Source organism: Sphingobium yanoikuyae (assembly GCF_013001025.1).
In the GTDB taxonomy this organism is placed as follows: Bacteria; Pseudomonadota; Alphaproteobacteria; order Sphingomonadales; family Sphingomonadaceae; genus Sphingobium; species Sphingobium yanoikuyae_A.
In genome coordinates this window covers 1,597,879-1,622,924 of the sequence record NZ_CP053021.1, presented here as the reverse complement: position 1 = coordinate 1,622,924, position 25,046 = coordinate 1,597,879, and the positions used below count along the sequence as shown (strand labels likewise).

Annotated in this window: 27 protein-coding genes; 20 read left to right on the top strand and 7 right to left on the bottom strand. The window is 61.6% G+C overall.

The window, feature by feature from the left end:
• Positions 1-387: 387 nt before the first annotated feature.
• From HH800_RS08200 to HH800_RS08185, 4 genes are read left to right on the top strand one after another with little or no spacing between them, the layout of a single operon-like run.
• Entirely contained in the window at positions 388-948 is a 561-nt protein-coding gene (locus HH800_RS08200) for an RNA polymerase sigma factor (protein WP_234893136.1), read from the top strand.
• Positions 945-1,982 carry a FecR family protein gene (locus tag HH800_RS08195; protein WP_159365857.1) on the top strand — a complete coding sequence of 346 codons (1,038 nt, stop codon included), beginning with the start codon at positions 945-947 and terminating at the stop codon, positions 1,980-1,982. The genes HH800_RS08200 and HH800_RS08195 overlap by 4 nt, the downstream gene beginning before the upstream one ends.
• A 43-nt stretch (positions 1,983-2,025) precedes the next feature.
• Positions 2,026-4,629: a TonB-dependent receptor plug domain-containing protein gene (locus tag HH800_RS08190; protein ID WP_235682053.1), complete on the top strand. Its 2,604-nt coding sequence runs from the start codon at positions 2,026-2,028 to the stop codon at positions 4,627-4,629.
• Positions 4,630-4,673: 44 nt separating this feature from the next.
• Positions 4,674-6,704: an Atxe2 family lasso peptide isopeptidase gene (locus HH800_RS08185; protein ID WP_159365855.1), complete on the top strand. Its 2,031-nt coding sequence runs from the start codon at positions 4,674-4,676 to the stop codon at positions 6,702-6,704.
• Positions 6,705-6,715: 11 nt separating this feature from the next.
• Here HH800_RS08185 and HH800_RS08180 read toward each other — a convergent pair whose 3' ends face one another.
• The 7 genes from HH800_RS08180 to HH800_RS08150 form a co-directional block, all read right to left on the bottom strand.
• Entirely contained in the window at positions 6,716-8,398 is a 1,683-nt protein-coding gene (locus HH800_RS08180) for an asparagine synthase-related protein (protein WP_159365854.1), read from the bottom strand.
• Positions 8,395-9,069 (bottom strand): lasso peptide biosynthesis B2 protein, encoded by a 675-nt coding sequence (locus HH800_RS08175; RefSeq protein WP_169860747.1) that lies wholly within the window; start codon positions 9,067-9,069, stop codon positions 8,395-8,397. Before HH800_RS08175 ends, HH800_RS08180 begins: the two co-directional genes overlap by 4 nt.
• 58 nt (positions 9,070-9,127) lie before the next feature.
• A complete protein-coding gene (locus tag HH800_RS08170) occupies positions 9,128-9,262 on the bottom strand; it encodes a benenodin family lasso peptide (RefSeq protein ID WP_146037182.1) in 135 nt (44 codons plus the stop codon).
• Between the two features lie 166 nt (positions 9,263-9,428).
• Positions 9,429-10,061, bottom strand: coding sequence for a GntR family transcriptional regulator (locus HH800_RS08165; RefSeq protein ID WP_234893135.1), 633 nt, complete (start codon positions 10,059-10,061; stop codon positions 9,429-9,431).
• Positions 10,062-10,064: 3 nt separating this feature from the next.
• Entirely contained in the window at positions 10,065-10,475 is a 411-nt protein-coding gene (locus HH800_RS08160) for a helix-turn-helix domain-containing protein (protein ID WP_159365852.1), read from the bottom strand.
• A gap of 141 nt (positions 10,476-10,616) precedes the next feature.
• Positions 10,617-11,039: a hypothetical protein gene (locus HH800_RS08155; protein WP_159365851.1), complete on the bottom strand. Its 423-nt coding sequence runs from the start codon at positions 11,037-11,039 to the stop codon at positions 10,617-10,619.
• A gap of 168 nt (positions 11,040-11,207) precedes the next feature.
• Positions 11,208-11,510 carry a hypothetical protein gene (locus tag HH800_RS08150; protein ID WP_169859719.1) on the bottom strand — a complete coding sequence of 101 codons (303 nt, stop codon included), beginning with the start codon at positions 11,508-11,510 and terminating at the stop codon, positions 11,208-11,210.
• On the opposite strand from HH800_RS08150, the gene HH800_RS08145 reads away from it, so the two are divergent.
• The 16 genes from HH800_RS08145 (at position 11,509) to traN (ending at position 25,019) form a co-directional block, all read left to right on the top strand.
• Positions 11,509-12,297, top strand: coding sequence for a DsbC family protein (locus HH800_RS08145; RefSeq protein ID WP_223178404.1), 789 nt, complete (start codon positions 11,509-11,511; stop codon positions 12,295-12,297). The two genes, HH800_RS08150 and HH800_RS08145, sit on opposite strands and share 2 nt — an antisense overlap.
• 196 nt (positions 12,298-12,493) lie before the next feature.
• Entirely contained in the window at positions 12,494-12,808 is a 315-nt protein-coding gene (locus tag HH800_RS08140) for a hypothetical protein (RefSeq protein WP_029547519.1), read from the top strand.
• A 132-nt stretch (positions 12,809-12,940) separates the two neighbouring features.
• On the top strand, positions 12,941-13,207 hold the full coding sequence (locus HH800_RS08135) for a type IV conjugative transfer system protein TraL (protein ID WP_008827576.1): 267 nt from the start codon (positions 12,941-12,943) through the stop codon (positions 13,205-13,207).
• 5 nt (positions 13,208-13,212) lie between these two features.
• On the top strand, positions 13,213-13,848 hold the full coding sequence (locus HH800_RS08130; RefSeq protein WP_159365848.1) for a TraE/TraK family type IV conjugative transfer system protein: 636 nt from the start codon (positions 13,213-13,215) through the stop codon (positions 13,846-13,848).
• Positions 13,832-14,608 carry a type-F conjugative transfer system secretin TraK gene (locus tag HH800_RS08125; RefSeq protein WP_159365847.1) on the top strand — a complete coding sequence of 259 codons (777 nt, stop codon included), beginning with the start codon at positions 13,832-13,834 and terminating at the stop codon, positions 14,606-14,608. Before HH800_RS08130 ends, HH800_RS08125 begins: the two co-directional genes overlap by 17 nt.
• Complete coding sequence (locus HH800_RS08120; RefSeq protein ID WP_159365846.1) at positions 14,605-15,951, top strand: TraB/VirB10 family protein; 1,347 nt, start codon at positions 14,605-14,607, stop codon at positions 15,949-15,951. Before HH800_RS08125 ends, HH800_RS08120 begins: the two co-directional genes overlap by 4 nt.
• Before the next feature lie 24 nt (positions 15,952-15,975).
• Positions 15,976-16,578 carry a type IV conjugative transfer system lipoprotein TraV gene (gene traV / locus HH800_RS08115; protein WP_159365845.1) on the top strand — a complete coding sequence of 201 codons (603 nt, stop codon included), beginning with the start codon at positions 15,976-15,978 and terminating at the stop codon, positions 16,576-16,578.
• Positions 16,575-19,121 (top strand): TraC family protein, encoded by a 2,547-nt coding sequence (locus tag HH800_RS08110; RefSeq protein WP_159365844.1) that lies wholly within the window; start codon positions 16,575-16,577, stop codon positions 19,119-19,121. The genes traV and HH800_RS08110 overlap by 4 nt, the downstream gene beginning before the upstream one ends.
• Positions 19,118-19,447, top strand: coding sequence for a hypothetical protein (locus HH800_RS08105; protein ID WP_159365843.1), 330 nt, complete (start codon positions 19,118-19,120; stop codon positions 19,445-19,447). Before HH800_RS08110 ends, HH800_RS08105 begins: the two co-directional genes overlap by 4 nt.
• On the top strand, positions 19,444-19,797 hold the full coding sequence (locus HH800_RS08100; protein ID WP_159365842.1) for a hypothetical protein: 354 nt from the start codon (positions 19,444-19,446) through the stop codon (positions 19,795-19,797). The genes HH800_RS08105 and HH800_RS08100 overlap by 4 nt, the downstream gene beginning before the upstream one ends.
• The gene (locus tag HH800_RS08095; RefSeq protein WP_159365841.1) at positions 19,794-20,030 is read left to right on the top strand and encodes a hypothetical protein; all 237 of its coding nucleotides are present in this window, start codon (positions 19,794-19,796) and stop codon (positions 20,028-20,030) included. Before HH800_RS08100 ends, HH800_RS08095 begins: the two co-directional genes overlap by 4 nt.
• 25 nt (positions 20,031-20,055) lie before the next feature.
• Positions 20,056-20,664 carry a conjugal transfer protein TraW gene (locus HH800_RS08090; RefSeq protein WP_159367926.1) on the top strand — a complete coding sequence of 203 codons (609 nt, stop codon included), beginning with the start codon at positions 20,056-20,058 and terminating at the stop codon, positions 20,662-20,664.
• On the top strand, positions 20,661-21,674 hold the full coding sequence (locus HH800_RS08085) for a TraU family protein (protein WP_159365840.1): 1,014 nt from the start codon (positions 20,661-20,663) through the stop codon (positions 21,672-21,674). Before HH800_RS08090 ends, HH800_RS08085 begins: the two co-directional genes overlap by 4 nt.
• Before the next feature lie 137 nt (positions 21,675-21,811).
• Positions 21,812-22,000: a hypothetical protein gene (locus tag HH800_RS29005; protein ID WP_234893134.1), complete on the top strand. Its 189-nt coding sequence runs from the start codon at positions 21,812-21,814 to the stop codon at positions 21,998-22,000.
• Positions 21,997-23,928 (top strand): hypothetical protein, encoded by a 1,932-nt coding sequence (locus HH800_RS08075; protein ID WP_169860745.1) that lies wholly within the window; start codon positions 21,997-21,999, stop codon positions 23,926-23,928. The genes HH800_RS29005 and HH800_RS08075 overlap by 4 nt, the downstream gene beginning before the upstream one ends.
• Positions 23,929-23,957: 29 nt before the next feature.
• Complete coding sequence (traN, locus tag HH800_RS08070) at positions 23,958-25,019, top strand: conjugal transfer protein TraN (protein ID WP_419248221.1); 1,062 nt, start codon at positions 23,958-23,960, stop codon at positions 25,017-25,019.
• Positions 25,020-25,046 lie beyond the last annotated feature (27 nt).

The following is a 25,046-nucleotide window of genomic DNA, read 5'->3' as shown; positions in this document are numbered from 1 at the left end:
ACTGCCAGCCGGACGGGCGTTCGATCCCTGCGCAGGGCGTTGTTGATTGCACCTGGTGTCAATTCCCTCTTGCCACTCAACGGCTTCCATGTGCAAATGGCCTCGCTTCCGTGAAATCCGGAAGTGGGGCGTGGAAACCTCTTTATCTCGCAGACTCGGTCGATTTTTGGGCCGGGTGGCATGCGCGTATGTCCAGCCGGTTACGGTAAAGGCGCATGCGCCTGCCGCGAGACAGGTTTCCAACATCCGGCTTCGGCCGTCGCCCCGAGTGGACATAGGTGCGACGCATGGAGCCAAGACGACAGACGGGAAAACACAGCGGCGCGAGCGCCGCGCTGGCGACGTGCCCTTATTCGACCGGGAATCCGCGCGGCCTCTCGAACCGAAATGTCCGTCATGCCCGGTGAAGGCCACGCCGCTACCGATGCGGGTCAGGAATTCGAAGATCGCGGCGATGATGTGATCGTCCGGCTGTACCGCGAGGAGACCCGGTGGCTGGTCCGCTATTTCCACCGCAACTCGGTACCCCATGCAGAAGCGGACGAGCTCGCTCAGGAAACCTTCTTCCGTTTCCTCCGGAGCGGCACCGCAAAAATGCTTACGACACCGCAGGCCTACCTACGCCGGATCGCCACGAACTTGCTGCGCGACCGGGCCGATCTGTCGTCAACGCGCGTCGATAATCTGAAAAGCCCCTTGTCCGATGCTGAAGATCTCCCGACCCCGTTCGACCCGCTCCGCATCCTCACAGCGCGTGACGACATCGCCTTTTGCGAGCAATTGCTGGAAGCACTGGACCCCTTCGACTGCGAACTATTTCTGCTAAACCGTGTGGAAGGATATAGCTTTCGCGAAATCGGTCGGCTTAAGGGACTGAATGAGTGGGCGGTGAAGAGGAAGATATTCAAGGTGCTGGACCATCTGCTGGACAGGATGGAAAGCCGATGACCGACGAAGAGCCGGGCTCGCTCACTGTCAAGCAACAGGCACGGCGCTGGGCGATGGAGGTTCACACGGATCCCGCGCTGCGCTCTGCCGCAATGCATTGGTGCGCTCAGTCGCCCGAACACAAGGCGGAATTCGACATTGCCTATGCCGCGATCTCGGACGTCGTTGATCCCGCATCCGTGAATGTTCACGAGCGCCACGACAGAAGTCCACAAGAGAACCGCCCACGCGTGCCCTGGGCAAAGTTGGCGATCGCAGCTTCGCTGGCCGCCATCCTGCTGTTGGGAGCGCATTTCGTGCCGGGCCAGAATGTGCGTTCGCCCTCCACTCTGCCCCCAATTGCATCGTCAGGCGCGAAAACCGATGATGCGCCACAGATCTTTACCACCCGGAAAGGCGAGGTGAGAACGATCACGCTTGCCGATGGGTCGGTCGTAACGCTCGATACCGATAGCCGCTTGCTTGTCTGGTTGCATGAAGAGCGCCGGGACGTCACGCTCGATCACGGCCGCGCCATCTTCGCCGTTGCTCATGACGCTTCGCGCCCTTTCACCGTCACCGCTGATGGCGGCACCACCACAGCGCTCGGCACGCGGTTCGGTGTAGAACGGCGTGCACATTGCCAGATGAATGTGGTGTTGTACGAAGGACGGGTCGCAGTCACTCCACCGTGCGAGACACGCAAGCCATCGGCACCGGCAGCGAAGAGCTACCTTCAACCAGGCGAACGGATACGCTACTCTGGCACACCCACGGTATCCGGCAATGCTGTCACCGAACCGGCGCCGGCCAACGACGAGCAATGGACAACCGGCGTGAAGAGCTACGACGATGAGGCCGTTAGTGTGATCCTCGCTGAGGTGAACCTCTATTCCGACGTCAAGTTGGAGGCAGCTTCTCCAGAAATTGCCGCAATGCGGGTAAGTGCAGAACTGCATATCCGCAATCCCGAAAGTGTGGCGAAGCATCTTGCCCGCGCGCTCGGCCTTACCGTTGAAAACCAGGCCTCGAACAGGCTCGTACTGACAAAATAATCGGCGGAATGCTCGCCGCTGAATTTCTCCCGTCAAGCTTTGTATGCGCGTCACGCAACGCGCCATCCAGGCAATGGGGGATGAAATGCGAGTGGTTCGTAACGGCTTTTTCGTCGGTGTTTGCGCTTGCGCGTTAATCGGCGCCACACCTGCACTAGCGCAAGCCGACAAGGTATTGAATTTCAACTTACCGGCTCAGTCCCTTACGGACGCGTTACGAGCAATCGCACGGCAAAGCGGCCTAGAGTTCTCAGCTCCAGCTGATCCCCTGCGCGGTAAAACTTCAAAACCCCTCAAGGGTCACTTCTTACCCGCGGAAGCTGCCAAGCGATTGCTGAAAGGCACCGGTCTGATTGCCGAAGTTGTTGAAGGCGCATTGATCGTGAGGGCTGTCGAAGCGTCAGCCAGCGCGAGAACTGCGGGAAACGGTGACGACATCATTGTCACAGGATCACGCATCCAATCTGGGGAAACATCTTCCTCAACAATCAGGCTTAGCGCGGATTCCATTCAATTGGCTGGCCAAGCGGATCTTGGAGAGGCGCTGCGCGCCCTTCCTCAAAATTTTGGCAGCGGACAGAACCCGGGTGTATTAAGAGGGGTCACGAGCCGAGGCGGGATCAACGCCACCTCGGGCTCGTCGCCGAATCTCCGAGGTCTTGGCGGGGATGCGACACTCACACTGCTTAACGGCCATCGTCTTTCCTATGGGTCTACTGTGCAAGCGGTAGATATAGATGCTATCCCGCTGGCTGCCATAAACCGAATTGACGTTGTTCCCGATGGAGCCTCAGCAATTTACGGGTCCGATGCTGTCGGCGGCGTCATTAATGTAATCCTCAAGCGTGATTATGATGGCGCTTCATTGTCGGCGCGATTAGGCAGCGCAACTTCGGGTGGCGATTTTCAGCAACAGTACAGCCTGGTTGCGGGAAAAAAGTGGCAACGCGGCGGCATTTTGGCAGCGGTCAGTCACGATTACAATTCCGCAATTTATAGCGATCAGCGCGCCTATACCAAATACATGCCAGTCAACAACACGTTATATCCGAAGATAATTCAGACGAATGCAGTGCTTTCAGGCCAGCAATCTATCTCGGATTCCGCAGAGTTCGTAATCGACGCTACCTATAGCCATAGGAAATCTTTCCAGACAATGGGCCTCGTCTCCGGCTATGTCTACGAAAATCGCCCGAGAACGACGTCATACTCGATTTCCCCGTCTGTCAATATCGCGATAGCGCCTGAGTGGCGCTTTAATCTCATGGGGACATACGGACAGAGCGACACCAAGTTTGACCAGATTGGACTTTATAATAGCACCCAGACCAGCCACATCAGAGGATGCTATTGCAATAAACTGGCCAATGTAGAGACGTTTACCTCCGGAAAAATATTTGGACTACTGTCAAACCCCGTCGACCTCGTGTTCGGGGCCGGATATCGATATAATCATCTTACGTCGGTTCGGTATTCAGCCACAAGAGCCGACTCCCGGGGATCAGCCGAGAGTTACTACGGATTTTCCGAACTTTCATTGCCTTTTGTTGAACCTGGTCAAGGGAGCAACCTTATCTACCGCCTGTCGGCGAACGCTGCCGTGAGATACGAACGCTATCCAGGAATTGGTGCAGTTGCCGTGCCAAAATTTGGCTTCTTGTACGGAATTTCGCCATCTATCGACGTGAAAGGGACTTGGGGGAAATCTTTCAAGGTTCCCTCGCTCAACGAGTTGCGCTCGGCTACCTACGCTCAATTGTATCCGGCAGCGACTTTCGGGGGACAGCGCTTCCCGACCGGCTCGACCTTGCTCATCGCCTCTGGAGGTAATCCGGACCTCAAACCTGAGAAGGCAACTTCGTGGTCTGCCTCGCTGGTGTTCCATCCTGAGTTTATCAGCAACCTGGATATCCATGCGACGTATTTCAACGTCAAATATAAGGATCGAGTCGTCCAACCTCTAGCTGGAACGGCGGTTTATCAGGCACTATCGAATGCCGCGTACGCCCAATACGTCACGTACAGCCCCAGCGAGGAGCTTATCAATCAAACGGTGTCGGATGCCGACTTATACTATAATTATGCGGGCGCAGACGGACTTAATAACGTCGTCGCCATTCTAAATAACAGTTACATGAATGCTGCCAGACAGAAAATTGACGGCATAGATCTCACGGTCGATTACAAAATCTCGACCGGTGATGCCTCTTCTCTCCTACTTAACGCCAATGGCGCCTGGTTGTGGTCAAAGCAAAAGTTGTCATCAACCAGCGCATATGTCGACATGGCTGGTATCATCTTCAATCCGCCGCGCTTCAAAGCACGCGCAAGCATCGGCTGGACGGATGGAAGCCTCACCTCGATGTTCTATGTCAATCACGTCAGCAGGCTGGAAGATACCCGTTCGACCACCATAGCGAAGGTCGCGTCGCAGACGACGTTCGACACCTCTATCCGATACAGATTTCCGGAACAGTCCGGCGTCCTCACCCAGGCAAGTCTGCTGTTCAATATCCAAAACCTACTCAATCGACGTCCACCTTATGCCGCACCGACGAGCAATAGCCTCGACTATGTGAGTTACGATTCGACCAATTTCTCGCCGATCGGACGCTTCATTAGCCTGACGGTTTCCAAAGATTGGTGAAAATAGGGCGGCATCGAACCGCCCCTCTTTGCGAGTTTCTCGACATGAAGCTTTTCCGTCTGGCGGGCTATGTTGGCTGCGCGCTGCTGGTGCTCCCGTTTCCTGTTAGTGCCAAATCACAAGATACTGCCTGTCAATTACCACGCACCGCCGTTGAACCTGCGGCAAGAAAGCAGTCAGTTACACCGGATGACCTTCTGCGCCTCAGGGATTTTGGGGGGTTTGGTGTTGCCATCGCCTCTCAGCCTTTCAAGCTTGCGCCAGATGGCAAACTACTGGCACTTCAAATTCGTCAGGCCGATCCTGTTGCCAACAGCTATTGCACGGCGGTCGTTCTCGTTCCCACGGATGCACGCCGAAAACCGTTCGTAATCGATTCCGGTGGCGAGATCGTTGCCACCTATAGCACGGCTTATGGAGCGGCGGAGGTCCCCCAGGGCCTGCCGAAAAGCCCCCTATTCCGATGGTCGCCCGATGGGCAATCGCTGGCCTATACCAAGTCGTTCCCCGATCATTCGGAACTATGGCGGTTCGACCTGCAGGACCGTTCCATCAGGCGGCTCATGACAACCCCGGTCGATATTGAGGCTCTTGCCTGGTCATCTGATGGTTCGGCACTTCTTTATTCCAGTCGCCCCGGACGGATCGAAGCCTTGGAGAAGATCAAGAACGAGGGGCGGACCGGGTATCTGTACGACGAGCGATTTCGCCCCTTATACAGCGACCGTCCACTTATTGCCGCAGACGTTCCGCTCGTGGAGCGCGCCATAGATTCAGCGCATGGCAAAGCGATTCCATTTCCGTCCGATGAAGGACAGCGGCTTGCTTCGACGACAGAATGGCCCGAAAAGGCTGTTGCCTACGCATCTTACCACGACAAAGTTGCGTGGTCGGCACCGTTGGTGAATGCCCATGGTAGTAAACCGACACTGAATGTTCGCATGAATGGACGGGTGATCGGCTGCGACAATGCTGTATGCACGAATGTCCATGGCGTTTGGTGGTCGGGCAACGGTCGGACATTGGTTTTCGAGCGCCGCGCGGGCGTGGCCGATAGTCGTACCGAATTTTATACGTGGAAACCCGGCGAAACATCTCCGCGCGCATTGCTCAGTACGGCCGATGCGATTTTCGGCTGCGAACTGACTGGCAACAATCTGTTCTGCGCGGAAGAGACGGCCACCAAACCTCGGTCCGTCATCGCAATCTCAATTGGCGATGGGACGCGCCACCGAATATTCGATCCCAATCCGGAATTCTCTAGACGCCTTTTAGGAATTATTCAGCGTCTGGAATGGTCGAACGCCTTTGGGATCAGCACCTTCGGAGATCTCGTACTGCCGCCGGGTTATCGACATGATCACCGGCTTCCGCTTGTAATCGTGCAATATGAATCTAGGGGCTTCCTGCGCGGAGGAACCGGGGACGAATATCCTATTCAAGCACTTGCTGCACGCGGTTTCGCCGTATTGAGCTTCAATCGGCCCCCGTGGTTCGCGCTGAGCGGCGCACCGCGTACCGGGACGGAGTTTGACCAGTATAACAACAAGGGGTTCGCCGATCGCAGGAGTAACCTTTCTTCCATCGAAACAATCATCCACAGGCTGGTTGATGCCGGCATAGTTGATCCCGAACGCGTCGCGATCACGGGATTGAGCGACGGCGCGGTTACCGCCACGTTCGCGCTGGCAAATTCTCCGCTGTTTTCCGCAGCCATTCTAAGCACATGTTGCGAAGGGCCATTCGGATTTGAAATCGCAGGCGTGGCTCTCGATGATCACTACATCAAGGGCGGCTATCCCTCCACTCGGCGCGGAGATCGGGAATTCTGGGAACTCGATTCGTTGTCTGATGCGCCTCGTGCGAAAGCGGTCCCCCTCCTCATTCAAGCGTCATCTGCGGAGTACAGGATGGCCTTAGGTACATATCGCGAATTGCGTCACCAGGGTTGGCCAATCGAGATGTACGTTTATCCTGACGAAGGGCACATCAAGATATGGCCCGCGCATCGATTGACCATTTATCAAAGGAATATAGAATGGCTCACTCGGAAAATTGGCCTTCCAGAATGGTGAGCGATCTGCAATCAGTGCCAGTTTCGGCACCACATTTCGGTTTCGTGGATATACAGAACAGTGAATATCCTACTTGAATCGGCGCTTTGTGCCCCAACCTCGCCGACTGCGGCAATGTCGAGTAAGCCATGCTGCGCTAGAAGCCCTTCTTTAAGGTCGTCGTAAATCCGGTCCCAATTGTTGTGCAGAATCTCAGCCAATAGCCCAGTGAATGCACCTTTTCCTCTTCGGTCAAGGATCGACGCCGGAAGATATGCGCGCAAAGCGGCCCGTGCGAGTGCCCTGTCTCTTCCCCCTGACAACCAATACCAGGTAGGAAACGACAAGCATTGTTCGACTATCGGCTGAGATAGAAGCGGACAGATTGTCGGCAAGTCGCCTTCAATGTTGAGATGGTCGGTCAAGGCCGTGGCACGAGCAATATTCCGGACAAGTTGCCACTCGCCAGGCATGACATTTCGACAGCGAACTAGCCAAGGATGCGGTTCCTGGCTGATAGTCGCCTTGACTTTCGGGGTCAGCAAATCGGTCCGCACACTCCACGCTTCGGGAATTGAAGTAGGTTTCAGTCCACGTAGCGCCTGGCCCAATACTGCTGGCATTGAGGCTCCAGTGGTGTGACAAACATCAAGGGCGGTCGAAATCAGGTCTCTTCCAAATCCGTTCCTTCGATATCGATCCGCCAACGGATAGGCAGAGTGCAATTTTCCAAAGACATTGTCTCCACCGCCTCCGCTGAAATGAGCGCTGGCTCCGACCCTGGTCGCATAGCCGGCGGAGATCTCATCAAAGACCTGTGTGAATGCCCGTGCAGATGGCCGCGGGCGCCCGGAAGACAGATTCTTTTGGACCGTGACAGCGTCTGACTGGCATAAAGAGATACTCATCTCGCAGCCCAGATGCTCAGCAAGCATCGCGGCATACCGCCTTTCATCGCCCAGAGGTGATCTCGTGTAAAGGTGCAGGAGTTCCGTCGATCCGAATTTGTTTGCGAGGACAGCTACGGCCGAAGAGTCGAAACCGCCTGATACGGACACCAGCGGGTGGGCGTATCGATCGCACCACGTCTTCAGTGTTTGGATCATGGTGGCTTCGAGCAGTTCGGCGGCCTCCTCGAAAGTACATAGTCGGTTTCGCCCAATAAAATTGCCCGGATTCCATATCTGGTCACGGCAAGAGCGGTCACCATCTATGACGACCATCTCACCGGGAGCAACCTCGAAGATGCCTTTCAGGCATGTTTGATGGCGTCTCAAATTTGGCATTATGAGCGAATTTGCGATCTCGTCCCAATCAATGCGGTGCTGTCTGAGCCCGATGGCATCAAGTGAGCGAACATCGGTGCCGATGGCCACGGTTTCGCTGTTGAAGCTATAATAACAGGGGACCATGCCGGACGGATCACGATAGATGGTAACTGCACCTGTCAAATGGTTCCACGCTATAAAAATGAAGCGACCCCAATATGTTTCCGCCATTGAGCGTACAGTCTGGATCGGATCTTCACTAACGTCACCTCGCTCGCTTAGTGACGGGAAGCAGTCGCCTATCACCAGACATTGATCTTGGCGAAGCCATTGAACAGATAGATCTTCGCTCGCGGAAATCTCCCAAGTGTCAACTACTTGCTCATTTTTCGAGTTCGGATGCTCGCAGGCGCCTCTACGCAGAGCGACTGAAAACGCCGTGTTCATGCGACAGCCAATATTGGGCAGAAAGCCTGCACATTTTCAATGCCTTGCCCAAGGACGACGTCGTCCTGTTGTACCCAGCAGTGTGCTTGAAATGGAAGGCGGCGAACGCCAAAGGTGATCTGGACGGGATAGCCGCTCGCCGCAAGCAGGCTAAACAAAGCCAGCGCGTCCGGCAAGCAGCGATCTTTCCTTCGAAACAGAAGTGTCGCGAAGCCAAATGCTGTAAGAAGAGCTTCTTTATTACCATTTTTTATGCGCAATAGGGGATGGTTGGACAGAGATCGTGCCAAGTCGATCGAGTTCTTGAGCGATTTCCTCCTGGCGAAGCCATGGAACACGGCGAGCAATGATATCGCACGGGCCCAATGGACTATGAATTTAGAGGTCGCGCCCTTGGAGACGTCTGGCACCGTGATCGCCCGTGAAGGAGTGATCAGCTTCCTCGATGGCTGTGCGGCAAAGTTTTTTGGAATGGCCTCGAACAGGCCCGTTTGTAGCAGTAACAAAGCGAGATGTGGCTCGACACCCTCGCCTGAAGCGCAAATGCGCCGAAACGCCGCCTCCAAGTCGGGCGTGATCGAGACATAGCGATCGCGCATCACATCAAGAAAGATGAAGCTTCTGTTGAGCTCGCAATAGCCGACATCAGCCTTGAGGCGAACGATGGTCATCCTCGCACCTAACGAGAATGTCTGTCCCGGTGCAGCAGACCGGGACAGACAGTTGATTTCAGCCCTCAAGGATTCCCGGATTGGGCTGCTGGTCGGGATTGTCGGCACCCGAGCCGCCGAAGCCGTTCGTCACCTCGCTGGCGACACCCAGTTCGACCACACGGTCATCGGTGGTTTCATATTCGCGTTCCATATTTGCCTCCTTCTATTCGCCACACTGTTCGTGGCGACAGAAAGGCTATGCCGGAACCCTAATATATTCAGCCACTTTTGCTTTCATGGTGAAACTAATAAATGAACTATATTATGAAATAATCTTTCGCACGCATTGGCCGTCATTTAATGTAGTGATTTCAGCTTTATAACCGCGATTTTAGCGATTCAGAAAGCATATTCGCAGCCCGAATTCGGCGACGGTGGTAGTTCCAGATAGCCTCCAGTAGCCTGCTTCCGGGCTCAAATCTTGCCAATACATTGGCAGAGACAAGCTCGTCCGCGCAGTCCGACCAGCGCTCTGTTTCGACGAGTCGGATAGTGCGCAGACGCTCACCCGCGTTGGCGACAGCAGCCACGAGCTCATTGGAAGAGGACCTGTTCGCCAGCGTGAGAAACATACGCTCGGCGGTCGCGACGATGCGATCGGGATTACTGTAATCGGTCAGCCATCCCTCGGGCGCCACCGGTTCCCGAAGCGCCTTTGGTCCGATCGCCTTGATGGCCATGCGCATGAGATGACCGTGCCATGTGTAGCAGTCCCGCAGCGCGTCGGCATTCCAGCTGGGCACTCTAAATCCCCGATGCGGGCCCATCTGCAGGAGCCGCTCACCATAAAGACGATGCAAGCCGTCGCGGACCGGCGAGCCGCTGGTCCCGATATCGTCGGCGATAGCCGCAATCGACAGCTCCGTGTCGGACGCATAGCGCCCCGAGAGCACGGCTTCCTTAAGGTCCGCATAGACTTTCTCACCCTGGCGCGTTCCCGGCGACATCATCGTTCAGTCGTCGGGCGTTTGGTCGGCATCGCGTGCGAAGAGCTGGTGCGAGAGCGTGTCGAGGTTGTGCCGGGCAATGGCATCTATGCAGACGGTTTCGAGCTTTGAGAGGTCTCCTTCGAGTAGGCCGCGGGGAAAAACCCGCTGATGTTCCATGAACAGCAGCGGAATAACGAGATGCCCGGTGGAAAGCCCCAGGGCATGCGCGCAGCGGAAGTGATCGTCGAGCCGCGACTTTGGATTGCCGGCCTCGATCTCGCGCAGCCAGCGCGCGCCGATGCCGACGCGGGCCGCGAAGTCTTCCTGCGTAATCTTTTCGGTACGCCGTTGCATTTCTATCCGTCTCCCCGACATCAGCTTGATCGTCGCAAGCACCGAGGGATCGCGTGCAGTGGGTATCGCCTGAAGCGGCATGACAAGAACTCCCTGCCAATGGCTCAAAGCTCCCGTGCACAGCCCAGTTCGGGGAAAATGTTGTTCGTTACGCCAAACGTCAATCCAGTAACGCTTTCATGGTGAAAGCATTATTCAAATAAGCCCTACAGATAGTAGGGATCAGCGCGATCGCCGGACCGGAATGGTCTGGGCCGCTCTTCGGTAGGCGGCCTGTAGCTCCCCGTCCTCGGAACTCAGCAGCAGACTGAGCCCGGCATTATAAAGGCGCCATGTCGCTATGGATCGACCACAGTGGCCACTATCGGCAAGGCGCATGCCAACCTGTTCAACGAGATCGGCAAGGTGTGACGTCGTCCCCACGAAGCGGTTCGAGGAACCACCGAGCGCATTGCACATCGGGGATTCCAGTTCGGCGGCGATATCGGCCGGGTCGCTCGCTTCGAGTAGACTCATGGCGACATAGAGGGTCATGCCATAGGGGATGAATTCCTTCGCCAGGCGTGCAACCCGGCAATGGCAGGCGAGGAACTGGTCGATGCCCTGCCCTGAGAGCTGCAGCTTGTATGTTCTCGAAGTCCTCATGCCGAGGCTCCCTGGCTGATTCGCAATCGAAGCGAACCGTCGTGCGACAGCGCTCCCACAGACAAGACGGTAAAATCGACGTCGCAGGGCACGAAAAGCGGAACTGACGTGCCGATTCCGGCACTGTATTTCCGAACCGGCATCTCAGTACCCTGCCTATTGTGCGGGTTATTTCTTCGCTTCATCCTTCATCCATCCGATCACCACGGGGAAGGCGAGCGCAGCCCAAACCACGCTCCCAGCCAGAACCGCATGACGAAAGCCGGCGCGCGGAATCGCACGCGCCGGAAGAAGGAGGCGTGTGCCAATGTTCCACAATCCTCGTGAATTGGCGATGGCCGCCAGGTTAGCTCCTGTGCTCGAAACCGGGCACCCTACGGCGCAGCGGGAAGGCCTGCTCGCGAAATCAACATGGCCGAAGCGGCCGGGTTTATTTCCAAGCGTGGCTGGTGTCACAGCGCTGGCGCTCATGTCGGCTGCCCCCGCCCATGCCGGTGAGCCGGAGCATGTCGCGGCCCAGCCCCAAGACGCTGCGCGAGCGCAGGCTCACGGTGACCCGCTGGCCAACGCGCAGGCTGAAGCCGAGCAGCAGTTGCACCAGACCTTCACCAACCTGCGCTTCGAGGACTTTGGTCCCGCACCGGTCGAGGGACCGCTCTATCAGGCCACCGCAGGCGGCAAGATCATCTATTTCGCGCCGCAGACCGAGCATCTTCTGTTCGCCACGGTCTACGATCGTAATGGCGTGAACCTGACGGCGCTTGCCCAGGAACGGGGCGCAAGCCGGCGCCTGAAGGCGATCGATCCGGCCAAGGCCCTGGCGATCGGTCCGGTGGACGCGCCGACGGTGATCGAGTTCACCGATCCCGACTGCCCCTACTGCCAGGCGCTCGACCGCTACTGGAACGCCAAGGCAGCCGAAGGCAAGCCGGTCCGGCGGCTCATCTTCTTCGTGAGCGGCATCCACCCGACCGCAGCGGCCAAGGCAGAGCATATCCTGTGCTCGCCCAATCGCGAGGCTGCCTTCAAGGCCGCCTATTCGGGCCAAACCCCGCCGGTTCTGCGCCAATGCGCGGCCGGCCATGACAAGGTCGCCGCCGATGCCGAACTGGTCGCCAGGGTGGGTGTCTCGGGAACGCCGACCCTCATCGCGGACGGCAAGCTCATCTCGGGCTTCCAGCAGGCCGAACTCGAGGCGTTCCTCGACCGGCACGCGAAGCCCGCCCTGGCGAAGGCCGCAACCGATGCGCCGCGCTGAGTTCAGACGCACCGTCGCGCAAAGCGACGATCTCTTTCCGGAGGGCATCCAGCCTGCGCCGATCCCGGCGGGGCGGGTGAACCAGGATGCCGGCGGCGGCGGGCTCATGGAGCCGTCCACCGACGCCCCGGCCGACACCGATCCCAGTCGATGCCGGCAGGCGAATGTCCGGACGGCTCCTTCTTGGAGCAATGCCATGATGCGTACATTCGGTAACAAGGCTCTCGCGGCGGCGAATATCGGCCTCCCTTTGGGCGTGATGGCCCTGATCGCCGGCCCGGCCCATGCCTTCTCGGCGCCGGCCCAGGGCGATCTCGGCTACGACATCTACGATATCGTCGTGAACAAGGGCGTGAAGGGCCCGCTGGGCTTCGTAGGCGGCGTCGCCGCCTTCCTGTTCGGCGTCTCGCGCCTCTTCTCGAACATCATGATCGGCATCCCGACCATCGTCGCGGCCGTCTGCCTGATCAAGGCGGATTCCATCCTCCAGACTTTCGGGATGGTCGTCTGAGACGCCGGGCGCGGAGCGCACCTGGCTGATCCGCCAGGCCCGCCCCGCGCCGGCACCGTGCTGGGGGCCGATGGTCGGCCCCCGGAAACCGACACCTTCGCAAGGTGTCATGAAGCAGGAGGAGAAGGGCACATGGACGAGCGCCTTCCGCAATATCTGCATCGGCCGGTCCAGATCCTGTGGTTCGGATCAGACGAGTTCCTGCTCGCGACCTCGAGCGTGTTCGTGGCCGCGATCGTGGGCGGATTTGTCGGCTGGGCACTCATCGCCGCCCTTCTCCTTTTCATCCCGTGGAAGCGAAGCAAGCCCAGGGGCTACCTGTCCCACCTCGCCTGGCGCTGGGGCCTGGTTTCCTTCCCCCACTATCCGGGTCCGACCCAGACCCGTTTCTTCGAGTAGGCGCGATGGGTATCCTCTCACGCAAGCGGGCGGCCGAAGATCCGCTGCTGGGTAAACCGGCGAGCTTCGGCATCCATCGCTATCTGCAGGGTTCGGCCAACCTCTTCGAGGAGAACCGGCTGCTCAAGGTCGCGGTCGTCGGCATGTTTGGCGTCACGGTCGTGCTGGGAGCGGTCATCTACACGACCAACCAGAACGCGCGCACCGTGGTCGTTCCCTTTGGCGCGTCCGGTGACCTCTACGTCTCGGGCAGCAAACCGTCCGAAGCTTATCTCGTCGCGATGACGCGCAACATCGTCGCGCTATCGGGAACCTGGTCGGCCTATTCGGCCGACCGCCAGTTCCAGGAGCTTCTCGGGCTTGTCCATCCGTCCGCCTATGGCGCGATGCGCGACAGCCTGAACGGCGTGCTCGACGAACTGGCCGATAATCCGACCCTGTCGATCGCCACCTACATCCGGGGTGACCAGCCGGTGCGCTGGACGCCCCACGAGATCCTCGTGCCGGTGGAGAAAGTCCGCGTCATCGGCGGCGTGATCCGCAAATTCCGGGGCGTTCTGCGGATCGGCTACCGGATCGAGAACGGCCGCTTCTGGCTGACCCGTCTTTCCGAGGAGCAGTTCGATGCTGAAACACGCTGACCCCTGCGCGTCGCTGCGCCGCGCCCCGATGCTCTGCCTGCTGCTCCTGGCAGCGCCGGCATCGGCACAGGGTATCCAGGCTCTACCGGACCAGACCAGCCATATCCGCCTCTCCAACCGCGACATCAATCATGTCGTATGCGAGGGCGGCGAGATCGAGGACGTCAAGTTCTCGGCCGAGAAGGGTCTCGCCGTCGAGAAGGGCGGCGCGGACGCCTGGATAAAGTTCCTGACCCGCGAGGTCGACGACGCCGGCCAGGTCACGCGGACCTATGTGACCCAGCCTGCGGAATTCTTCGTCACCTGCAACGGCGCGACCTATCCGCTCTATGCCGAGCCCGCCGAGATCCCGGCGCAGACCGTGCTGCTTGTGCCGGGCGCCCGCCAGCGCGCGCAGGCGAACAGCGATCTGCTTGCCGCGCTCGCCGACGAGGACCGCGCGGTTTCGGTGACGATGGCGCTCCTCGACGATCATGTCCCGGCGACTTTCAGCGAGGTCGCGCCATCGGGCGTGGCGATACGGCTTGCGTCTCTGCCCGCCCTTTCGCTGACCGAGCAGCGCCGGATCGCCATCGAAGGCACCGGGCTCTCCGCCTCGGAATACCGGCTACAGGCCGCCGCGCCCATCGTTCTCGACGAGCGCCAGCTGGTCGATGCCGGTCTCGGCGAGCGTATCTTCGCGATCACCCTCGACCGGGTGCGCCTGGCGGCCGGAGAAACCGCCCGCCTCGTGGTCGTACGCCGGGGAGCGGTTCAATGAACGGGCCGGACGACAGGGCGGCGGGCGCGCCGGATCAGCACTCGGCCTACCAGGCGCACCTGGCCGAACAGGCCGCGCGCGAAGGCGAGGATGCGCTGGCTCGTGCCGGGATTGGCGCGGTCTTTGGTCTTCCTGACTGGAAAGCACAGTGGGACCGGCTGTCCGCGAAGCAGAAGCTGCGCGCGCGGCAGTTCGCGGTCGCCGCCGCCGTCGGTGCGCTCGGTTTCGCGCTCTACATGGCCTCGGGGCGTGAGGAAGAGGTGAAGAGCGCCGATCCCGCCGCTTCGCTTAACATGGGCGCGGGCCTACGCGGCGACAGCCTCGAGGTGAAGCTGCGCGGCGACCTCAAGAAAGTGCTCGACGGCCAGCAACTGCTCGGAGACCGCGTCAGCGCCATCGAGGAAGGCAAGGTGGTTCCCGGCAGCAAGGCGGCTGCGGGTAACCAGGGCAGCGATGGCGATCTGCCGCCTGCACTGCCGGATACCGTTCCGGCCCTGCCCTATCCTCCCGAGACGGGCGACATTTCCGCGGACGCCAACAGATTGCCCGCACCGCCGACGGCTCCCGTATCTGTAGCGCCGCCCGCACCGCCGGTCGAGAAGACGGTCGGCGCGATCGGCTCGGCCACGGGTGCGGTCATTCGCACGGGTGGGCCTCAGGGCACCGCCGATGCCTCGGCGTCGTCTAAAAAAAAGAATCGGACGATCTATTTACCGCCTGGTTTCATGAAGGCGCGGCTCCTGACCGGGATCGACGCGCTGGCGAGCCGGGACGCCACGAGCAATCCCGAGCCGATCATCGCGAGAGTCCAGGCGCCCGCAGTCCTGCCCAATGAGGTCAAGGCGAACCTTGCCGGCTGTTTCGTCATCGGCAACGCCACCGGCAGCCTCGCCAAGGAGCGGGTGGAAATCCAGCTCGTCTCGCTGTCCTGCGTCGATTTCGACGAGCATTCGGTGGTCGATCAGCCCGTCAAAGGCTTCTTCGTCGATACCGACGGCAAGAAGGGCCTGTCGGGCAAGGTGGTGACCCGCGCCGGTGCCACGCTCGCCCGCGCTTTCATCGCCGGCACCATCAGCGGCATTTCGCAATCGGTCGAAAGCACCTTCGGCAGCACGTCGACCTCGGCGCTGGGCTCGGTACGCACGCTCGATGCCGCGGACGCCGCCAAGACCGGCATCGCCGGGGGCCTTTCCAAGTCCTCGGACAAACTCACCGACTTCTACCTCGATCTCGCCCGGCAAGCGGGGCCCATCGTCGAAGTCGGCGCCGCCAAGGACGTTGTCGTGGTGATCCAGGAGGGCGTGACCCTCGAGATCAAGCCCGGCGCCGCCGCCAAATTCTGACACTCGCCAACCGGAGACAGGAACATGACCACGCTACGTCCCGCATTGCTGGCTCTCCCCCTCATCGGTCTGTCCCTGTCGAGCTGCGCTGCGGTCGGTTCGGTGATGTCGCCCTACAGCGAGAAGTTCTCCTGCAAGAACAGCGACCATGGCCAGTGCATCCATCCCGATCAGGCCTATGCCGACGCGCTGGCCGGACGATCTTCCAAGTCCGATCCGGCCGTTACCAACGACCGCAAGCTGCTCCAGACGGGAAAAGCGTCAGGGGCAGCAGAGCCCAAGCGCCGCGATGCAAAGACCCCTGCCCTTGCCGAACCCGCTGCCACCAACATCGGCGCAGTGGTCGAGAGCCCTTCCTCGCCGATGCTGCGGCCATCGCGAACGGTGCGCACGCTGATCCTTCCCTATGCGGACAAGCAGCGGCCGGGTCGCCTCTATATGCCGCGCTACATCTATTCGATCGTCGACAAGGCCATATGGGTCGTCGGCGACTATCTGGTCGAACCCGGCGGCCGGGTTCCCGCGCCGTCGGTGTTGCGCACCACGCGCGAGAGCGATCCTGCAGGAACCGCTGAGCTGGCCACCAGTGCACGCCGCGACGCCCTCGAACCGGAGAGCCGGCCATGAGCGCGCGAAATACACGGGGCGGCCTCAGCTACCAGCGCCTGCGCGCGACGGTGACGCGCGATGCCTATTCCGACTTCCTGCCGATGCTGGCCTGGGTCGAGGAGGAAGAGGCGTTCCTGTGCATCGACGATGGCTGGGGCCAGGCCTGGGAGCTCGTTCCCGCCGCCTACATGTTCGCCCATGTCCAGCAGGCGCTGCTCGGACTGCTCAACATCCATTTCCCCGAAGGGACGGTGCTGCAACTCATCACCTTCGCCGATCCGCTGATAGACCCCGCGCTCGACGCCTATCTCGACCTCAAGGTCCGGCCCGATCCGCTGGTGCAGGCCTCGGCGCGGCGGACCGCAGACTATCTGCGCGCCGGAACCCGCGGGCTCGCCTCCCTGCACGGTATCCCGGTGCGCGACTTTCGCCTGTTCCTCGCGGTGAAGACACGGGTGAAGCTGGGCGCCGACCTTCGTCGGCAGGTCGAGGAGCAACTGGCGAAGATGGGCATCCGCCGTCTGCCGCCATCGGAGCTTGTCAGCTTCTACCGGCGGATATTCAACGGCGTGTTCGCGTCTGCGCCCGGCGTTTTCCTACAGGATGGGGTCGGCGGCATGCCCGCACCCTCGGTGGCCCGCCAGATCATCGAGGCGGGGCCCGACCTCTTTTTCGAGGGGCCGGAAGTTTTCCTCGGCAACCAGGTCGCACGTTGCCTGACGCCCAAGGCGCCGGCGCGGCGCATCACCGCCGAGCGCGCCAACCGGCTGATGGGCGGCATGCGCGGGAGCGCCGAAGACAGCGACCAGATCGGCGGGCCATTCCTCTCCTGTCTCTCGGTGCTGTTCGACCATTCGCAGTTCGAGATTCACAAGCGCGCGCAGATCCTCTCCGCGCAGAAGGCAGCGGGCAGCTTCGCGGTCGAGGTCGGCAAGCAGATCGAGGAGATCGGCTGGATCCTCGACGAGGCCTCGAACAGCCGGTTCGTTGCGGTGATCCCGACGATGTGGGTGCTGGGCCGCGACAGTGCGCACGCGCGCGACATGGCCGCGCGCGCCAAGCGACTGTGGGAGTCCGAACCGCTACCCTTCATGGTCCAGGAGGAGAGCTATCTGCTGCCGGTGCTGCTCGCCGCCAGCCTGCCCTTCGGCCTCTATCCCGAAAAGCGCACGATGAAGCTGCTCGAGCGCGATTTCCGGATGCCGGTCAAGGCGGCGACGCTGATGGCGCCGGTGCAGACCGATTTTCGCGGGGGCGGGCGCCCGGCGCTGCTGTACGTGGGCCGCAAGGGTCAGCTTATCACCCTCGACCTCTTCGATCCCAGGATCAACAACTACAACTTCATCGTCTCGGCCGAGTCCGGCGCGGGCAAGAGCTTCCTGCTCAACAACTTGTGCCAGCAATATTACGCGCAAGGCGCGCTGATCCGGATCATCGATATCGGCGGCAGCTATCGCAAGCTCTGCACGCTGTGCTCGGGCCGCTACATCGACATCGGCGAGGAACGGCTCGTCCTCAACCCCTTCGACATGGGGCTCGCGCTCGACGGCGAGGACAAGCAGTCGGCGATCGCCATGGCGGTCGCGATCGTCGCGGAAATGGCCAACGCCGCCACCCGCAAGCCCGTTACCACCTCGCAGTGGAATCTCCTCAAGTCCGCTGTCCAGTGGACAGTCGATGGCGGGCGCGGCGAGGACGGCATCGATGCGGTGCGCGAGTGGCTCGGCCGCTATCCCGAGAACGCCGTCTCGGACCTCGACCGCGTCGAGCATCTCGTGCCCGTCGCGCGCGAGCTCGCCTTCAACCTGCGCGATTTCGGGTCCGGGGGCGCTTACGGCCATTTCTTCAACGGGCCTTCGACCTTCGATATCCGCAGCGACGAATTCGTCGTGCTCGAGCTCGAACGGCTCAAAGCGCTGCCGGACCTCTTCAATGTCATCGTCATGGTGGTGGTCAATGCCGTCACCCAGGAGCTCTATCTCTCCGACCGCGGCCGTCCCCGCTTCGTGCTGTGCGACGAGGCCGCCCAGTTCATGACGCGTAGCGACGGGCAGGATCTCTCGCGTCTCGCCGAAGCCTTCGGCCAGGGCTATCGCCGGGCGCGCAAATACCAGGGCAGCTTCGGGATCGTCCTTCAGAGCATGAACGATCTGACGCTCTTCGGCGGCACCGGCCAGGTGATCCTCGAGAATGCGGCGACGAAATTCCTGCTGCAGGGCTCGACTTACGACAAGGCAGTCGACAACAAGATCCTCGACTATTCGGGCTTCGTCCTCGACCTCCTCAAATCGGTGCGCAACGCCAAGCCGAACTATTCCGAAGTGTTCATAGATTCGCCGCTTGGCCTGGGGATCGCGCGGCTGGTCGTCGATCCCTTCAGCTACTGGATCAACACCTCGGCGCCAGGCGAGGTCGCCGCCTTCGAGGCTCTGCTGCGTGCCGGGCGCAGCCCGCTGGAAGCGGTGTGCGAACTGGCCGGCGTCGATCCTGTACAAATCCTGGGTGATGCCGGCGGCCGGGAGCGCTGTTGGGATGGCCAATCGGATGGGGCCTCGGCATGACACGCGCGCCCTCCCCGCATCCCGACCAGCTGCTGCTCGACTGGGAGCAGGACCCGGCCGTGCAGGCCGCCATCGAAGCGCGCGTGGCCCAGCGAGCAGAAGCAGCAGCTATCCGCTGGCGATTGCGGCTGGTCGCCATCGAAACCTTCATGATGGGCGCGCTGGTCACGATCGCCGGCCTCGCGCTTCACCAGCCGGTCCTGCCCGCGCTGCGCGCCGGGATCATCGTCGCGGCCGCCTGCTTTGCGAGCGGCATGCTGCTGATCGGTCTTTCCGGCGCCTGCGGCAAGCTGGTGTCGCACCTGCGGCCGTGGAGGGCACGATGAGCGCGAAGGGCGATCCGGCCCACGATCTTCGCGACCTTCTCGCCTGTGCGCGAAGCCTGGAGAACCAGGTGATCGGCATGGAAGCGGTGGCAAACGCTATCGTGACGGTGATCGCAGCGGAACGGCGCTATGCGCGGCTGAGCTACATCAATCTTCTGGGTGTTAGCATCGCGAACGCTTCGCTTCTGGCCTTTGCCCTCTCCGGAACCCTCGATGCTCCGTTCCAAAGCGCCGTCGCGATCGGCGTAACCGCCGGTCTTGGCGCAGCGAGTTCCGGTCTCACCCTCGTCCCCTGGCACGAGATAGGCGAGCGCCTCAAGGCGCAGGTGCGGCAGTGGAGGCAGCGGTGAACGGTATCTTCTCCTCGACACCGGCCCCGGGGCCTATCCGTCTGGTGCTCGGCAGCCAGGGCCTGCTGCTGGTGCAGTCCTGCATCGCTTGGCAGCTGCCCGCCGTGCCCGATCGGTTCCGCCTGCTCGTCGTCATTACCGCGATCATTGCGACTGCAGCGCTGATCAGCGCGGCGATCGGCGAGGATCGCGATGGCGGCCAGCCTGGATGGAGACGTCGTCATGGTCGCTAGGTCTACACATTGCCCCAACCAAGTCGTGTACGCGCTGGCGACGCTGACCCTTCCCTTCGCGACCTCGACAGCGGCCCTTGCGGAGACCAGCACCATCGGTCGGACCTGGCCGATCGCAGAACCCGACGCGCTGCGCGAGATCGAGGGCCAGGCGGCGCGCGTTCCCGAAATGACGAGGGCCTTCGGCCCGCGCGAGCGCTGGTCGGCGATGAAGGCGGCGTCGCTCGGAATTGCCCACGCGGATCGGACCCGCACGGTGGTCCCTTTCTATACGCTCGACCAGGATATCCGCCTGCCAGAGGGCAAGCTGCTCTATGCCAAGGGCTACAGCTTCAACCCGCTCGCCTACGTGTCGCTGCCCCAGCGGCTGATCGTCGTGCATCCGCGCGAGCTTGACTGGGCGCTACGCACCGCAAGACCGGCCGATTTCATCCTGCTTGCAGCAGGAGGCCCCGGTGATGCCGATGTGATCACCCTGGGCGAACGGCACGGCCGCGCGCTGTTCCTACTCGAAGAACGCGTCAAGGCGCGGCTCGGCCTGACCGTCGCGCCGGTGATCGTCGCGCAGGACGGCCAGAAGCTCGTGCTTACCGAAGTCGACAGGCGCAAAACCGACCGGAGCGCAGTGCGATGAAACTATTGTCGCTTCGCAGATTGCTCGCGCTGGGTTGCGGCTTTGCCGCACTGGCGGTCGCGGCTCCCGCCCATGCGTCCAAATGCGAAGCGGGCACGGCGTTCAACCCGATCACCAAGGTGCGCTGGAACTGCATCTTCCCGATCACCATCGGCGGCGTGAAGGTCGGCCCCAGTGAACCGCTCGGCAAGGCGCTCGACGCCCAGTCGGCCTCCAAGCCGCTCTGCGCCTGTCGCAAGGGCGTGACCTTCTGGTTCGGGGTGAAAGTCAGCTTCTGGTCGCCGAACAGGATGGTCGATGTGGTGACCGAACCGGGCTGCATGATGGCGCTCGGCGCGGACATCATGCCGACGGGCGGCAAGCTGCAGGGGAGCCAGAGCAGCCTCGCCGACGGCACCAACACGCGCAAGATGTTCGCGCAGATGCACTACTACATCTCGCCGGTCTGGAAGATGCTCGACATGTTCACCGACCTGCCGTGCATCGAGGACGACGGCTTCGACGTCGCCCTCATCACCGAAGTCCTGCCAACCTGGCAATCGGCAACGCTCGGCGCGATCATCCAGCCCGAGGCGATCCTGTTCGGCAATCCGGCCGCGGGACTTGCCTGCATGGCCGACAGCGCTGCGGCAGCCGCGGGCAAGGTCGTCGATCCGCTGTTCTGGTGCATGGGCTCGTGGGGCGCAACCTATCCGGTTGCGGGCGACATTCATTTCGGGGACAGCGTCGAGGCCTGGGCGGGACTTGCCGCGCGCGGCCTCTTCATGATGGGGAGGCTCGGCGCGCTCACAATCAGTTCGGCCGACGGCTGCTCCTTCATCCCCCAACCGGTGTGGACCAAGAGCCGCTACAAGTTCCAGTTGATGGAGCCGGTCAAGGGCGGCAGCTGCGTCAATGTCGGCCGGCCCGGTGCGCTCTGGACCAGCGCGAAGCACGCGCCAGGCAAGGACAACGCCCAGTTCATGCTCTTTGAAAAGACGATCTGCTGCGCGGGAGTATCGACGCCGTGAGCAGGTCGCCTTCCGACAACCGCGTGAAAACGCCCGGGATCAGCCGGTGGCCTGCCCGTCAGCCCCTCAGCCCGAGCGTTTCCATCGCGGTCAGACCGGCACCGTTTCCCCCCTGCGGTGTCGGTCGGACGGTCGGCGTGGCCTTCAACACAGACGATGGACAGGCGGTGCTCCCCTCCTCGCCGTCTGTCGTCGCGGCCACGCTGACCGTCTTCGAGGGGCAGGCCGTGTTCAGGGCCGAGAGGCCGGTCAGCGACGGCGGCGTCCTGCTGTTTCGTTTGCGTCGCGGCTCGCGCGGCGTGGTTCCAGGCGAGATCCAGCCATGAAGGCGCGCGCCCTGCTCCTTGTCACGGTACTCGGGCTTTGCGCGCCGCTGCACGCGCAGACGCCGGAGGACCGCGCCCGCGCCGCGGCCGCCGCCGCGCGCGCCAAAAGCGCTGAGAGCGATGCGCTGCTCGATAACTACGTGACGCCGGGGTTGGCGGGCCGGAGCATCACCACGGTGGACTCCTCCAAAGCGTTCACTCCCGATCTCGCCTGCCAGAAAACCGCGACTTATCTGGAACTGCTCGCGCAGCCGAATACCACCGGCGATATCGGGACGCTCAGCATTTCGCGGGACAGCGATCTCGACGGCAGCTTCGACGAGGCGCTGACGGTACCCGTCGTGACCTCGGGCATCTGCGCGAACGGGATCATCTCCTGCACCCCGGGGACGTGGGATGCCTGCCGGTTCTTCCGCTGGGATACCGCGACTTCGGGAGCGCTCAAGCTCAGCGAGGTCGATCTGACCGAGCTTGCCGGCTGTTACTGCGTCAACAACAGCTGCGGCAATAACCTGGTGTGGGGCAACATCGCCTCGGTGCTGAAGGACCTCGGCGGCGGCGTCGTCGGCGCGCTCGCCACGTCGGACGCGCGCATCGCCGTTTCGCAAGCGTCGATCGAGGGGCCGGTCATCCGTTACACCGGCGCCCAGACGACCTCGTGCACAGCGCAGTCCGATGTCGGCGCCACCGCGTACAAGAGCAATCCGGGCGCCATCTCGAGCGACGCCTCCGCCGCCGCGCAGGCCAGCAGCGTATTCCAGGCACTCGCCGCCTCCTCGACCGGCACCGGCACGTCCGAAGTCAGCCGTAGCTGCACCATCACCCGGCAGATCACCCAGGAAGAAATCACCATCGAGAAGATCATCGACCGGGTCGCGGGTGGCTATGCGACCTCTGTCACGGGCTCCCAGAACGTCACCTTCCTCATGGGCTCGCCGTCCGACAACAGCCTCTCGGGCGGATCCTGCTCGATCTTCGATTTCCACATGACACTGCGGGTCAAGGACAGCGACCGCCTGCGCCAGGTCCTCCTCACCCGCTTCGGCGCGGATGACTGGGCGCAGATCCGCATCGACGGCGAACTGCTGGGTTCCGGGCCGCAGAGCTGGACCGGGACCGGATTGCCGCCGGGCAAATGCGAGAAGAAGGGCGCTTTCTACCTGAACCCCGCGCTCGATCTGACCTCGCGGATGACACAAGGCGATCATGACATCTGGCTGCGCGTTGCGGTGGCCGAAGGCGGCGAAGCCTATGCCGCGATCGATGCCAGCGTCGATACCGGATGCAAGACGAGCGAGCAGCTCGTCGACACCTGTTCCGGCTATGGGGCAAACGATGCCTGCCGGCTGCAGGATGAAGTGGTCGACGGGGTTACGACGTTTCGCAGCGGCGTCAACACCGGCCTATCCCCGCTGCCGCAGACGCGGGTGTTCGGGACCGGCGCCTGCACCGCGCAGGTCGCTCGCGATTTCTTCCTGCGCGAGCGAACCTACCGGTGCACCGTCGATCTGGGAACATCGGCCGAGCCCGATCTCTCGCGCGGCGCCTATATCATCGACCACTCGACCGAGACCCTGCTAGCCGACCGGGTGGCGAATACCGACGGCAGCTACAGCCTCACCACCCGCAGTTTCTCCATGCCCGATCGCGGCAGCGTCAGCGCCTGCGAGCCGATCTGCAAGACCCGCAAGGCGGAAGGGAACACGGCAGTCGCCCCCGATGGCGTAACCGGATCGAAGCAGACCGATCCGACAGGTTGGGACTATTACTACCGCACCTGCCAGGACAGCAACGTTTGCCCGGCCGGGGACGGCGAGGAGCTCGTCGAGGGCTGCGGCTGTCTCGATGATTTTCCCGAGGCGGCGGTGATGATGCAGACGGTGCGCCTTGGCGGGGCGGACATGGTCTGCACGAGCAGCGTGCGATGAGTGCCGTGCGGTCCCACCTTGCAGCGGCCATGCTGCTTATGACCGGCGTGCTGGTGTTTCCCGCAGGCGCGGCCGCGCAGCAGCTTTGCGCCGTTGATCTCGACGGCAACGGCGATGCGGCCGACGAAGGCGAAACGGCCGCCTGCCATCTGACCGCTTCGGGTGGATGGATGTGCCCGATCGGCCAGACGACGTGCGAGGCGGACACGGCAGGCGCGCTCCACTGCCCGCTCGGCGATCAATACGCATGCGAGGTTCCCGCGAGCGGCGGCGCGGCCGCCTGCTCGGCCAACACCTGCATCGACACCAGCGCCAATCCTGTCGTCGAGGACGCGGCGCTCGACGATCCCGGGGTCGAGGCCGACGGCGGCGTCGATGCGGGCGGCAATTGCCTGGGTACGATCGAGATCTTTTCGGGCCGCGCCGCGCGCTGTCGCCCCGCAGGTCTCAGCACCACGTTCCAGAACTGCTGCAAGGACAAGGGGAAGATCGTCAAGGACGGCATGGGCGGTTCGATCTCGTCGATCTCGACCAAGATCGCCGTCGCCAAGGGCGTCTTCACGGGGCTTAAAGCGGCTTACACCGCCTTCAAGGCGGGGGCGACCGCGAGCCAGGCGGCAAGCGCGGGCGCCAATGCGATCATCGTCGGCCTCGATCCCACCTCGATCGCGATCAGCCTTGCCGTCAATTTCATGATCGAGGTGCTGCTGCAGGGCTGCGACCAGGAGGACATGGAAGTAGGCATGCTGCGCGGCTCGGGAATGTGCCACGAGGTGGGCAGCTATTGCTCCTCGAAGATCCTCGGCATCTGCGTGCAGAAGGCGAAAGGCCACTGCTGCTTCAACACCAAGCTTGGCCGCATCATCCAGGAACAGGGACGGCCCCAGCTCAAGAGCTTCGCCGAGAAGGGCTGGGGCACGGCGAAGAAGCCTTACTGCCGCGGGTTCACCGCGGAAGAATTCCAGGCGCTCGATTTCAGCAGGATGGATCTCTCGGAATATTACGAGGAGATCGAAGCGCGCGCCCAGAGCGAAATCCAGATCGACATGAAGGACAAGATCGATGCCTATTTGCAGACGATCAGCAACTAGGCGCGCCCTCCTCGTGGCTTGCCCTGT

Coding starts and splice junctions, on each gene's coding strand:
- HH800_RS08200 (WP_234893136.1), top strand. CDS start 388: ATGTCCGTCATGCCCGGTGAAGGCCACGCCGCTACCGATGCGGGTCAG.
- HH800_RS08195 (WP_159365857.1), top strand. CDS start 945: ATGACCGACGAAGAGCCGGGCTCGCTCACTGTCAAGCAACAGGCACGG.
- HH800_RS08190 (WP_235682053.1), top strand. CDS start 2,026: ATGCGCGTCACGCAACGCGCCATCCAGGCAATGGGGGATGAAATGCGA.
- HH800_RS08185 (WP_159365855.1), top strand. CDS start 4,674: ATGAAGCTTTTCCGTCTGGCGGGCTATGTTGGCTGCGCGCTGCTGGTG.
- HH800_RS08180 (WP_159365854.1), bottom strand. CDS start 8,398: ATGAACACGGCGTTTTCAGTCGCTCTGCGTAGAGGCGCCTGCGAGCAT.
- HH800_RS08175 (WP_169860747.1), bottom strand. CDS start 9,069: ATGACCATCGTTCGCCTCAAGGCTGATGTCGGCTATTGCGAGCTCAAC.
- HH800_RS08170 (WP_146037182.1), bottom strand. CDS start 9,262: ATGGAACGCGAATATGAAACCACCGATGACCGTGTGGTCGAACTGGGT.
- HH800_RS08165 (WP_234893135.1), bottom strand. CDS start 10,061: ATGATGTCGCCGGGAACGCGCCAGGGTGAGAAAGTCTATGCGGACCTT.
- HH800_RS08160 (WP_159365852.1), bottom strand. CDS start 10,475: ATGCCGCTTCAGGCGATACCCACTGCACGCGATCCCTCGGTGCTTGCG.
- HH800_RS08155 (WP_159365851.1), bottom strand. CDS start 11,039: ATGAGGACTTCGAGAACATACAAGCTGCAGCTCTCAGGGCAGGGCATC.
- HH800_RS08145 (WP_223178404.1), top strand. CDS start 11,509: ATGTCGGCTGCCCCCGCCCATGCCGGTGAGCCGGAGCATGTCGCGGCC.
- HH800_RS08150 (WP_169859719.1), bottom strand. CDS start 11,510: ATGAGCGCCAGCGCTGTGACACCAGCCACGCTTGGAAATAAACCCGGC.
- HH800_RS08140 (WP_029547519.1), top strand. CDS start 12,494: ATGATGCGTACATTCGGTAACAAGGCTCTCGCGGCGGCGAATATCGGC.
- HH800_RS08135 (WP_008827576.1), top strand. CDS start 12,941: ATGGACGAGCGCCTTCCGCAATATCTGCATCGGCCGGTCCAGATCCTG.
- HH800_RS08130 (WP_159365848.1), top strand. CDS start 13,213: ATGGGTATCCTCTCACGCAAGCGGGCGGCCGAAGATCCGCTGCTGGGT.
- HH800_RS08125 (WP_159365847.1), top strand. CDS start 13,832: ATGCTGAAACACGCTGACCCCTGCGCGTCGCTGCGCCGCGCCCCGATG.
- HH800_RS08120 (WP_159365846.1), top strand. CDS start 14,605: ATGAACGGGCCGGACGACAGGGCGGCGGGCGCGCCGGATCAGCACTCG.
- traV (WP_159365845.1), top strand. CDS start 15,976: ATGACCACGCTACGTCCCGCATTGCTGGCTCTCCCCCTCATCGGTCTG.
- HH800_RS08110 (WP_159365844.1), top strand. CDS start 16,575: ATGAGCGCGCGAAATACACGGGGCGGCCTCAGCTACCAGCGCCTGCGC.
- HH800_RS08105 (WP_159365843.1), top strand. CDS start 19,118: ATGACACGCGCGCCCTCCCCGCATCCCGACCAGCTGCTGCTCGACTGG.
- HH800_RS08100 (WP_159365842.1), top strand. CDS start 19,444: ATGAGCGCGAAGGGCGATCCGGCCCACGATCTTCGCGACCTTCTCGCC.
- HH800_RS08085 (WP_159365840.1), top strand. CDS start 20,661: ATGAAACTATTGTCGCTTCGCAGATTGCTCGCGCTGGGTTGCGGCTTT.
- HH800_RS08075 (WP_169860745.1), top strand. CDS start 21,997: ATGAAGGCGCGCGCCCTGCTCCTTGTCACGGTACTCGGGCTTTGCGCG.
- traN (WP_419248221.1), top strand. CDS start 23,958: ATGCTGCTTATGACCGGCGTGCTGGTGTTTCCCGCAGGCGCGGCCGCG.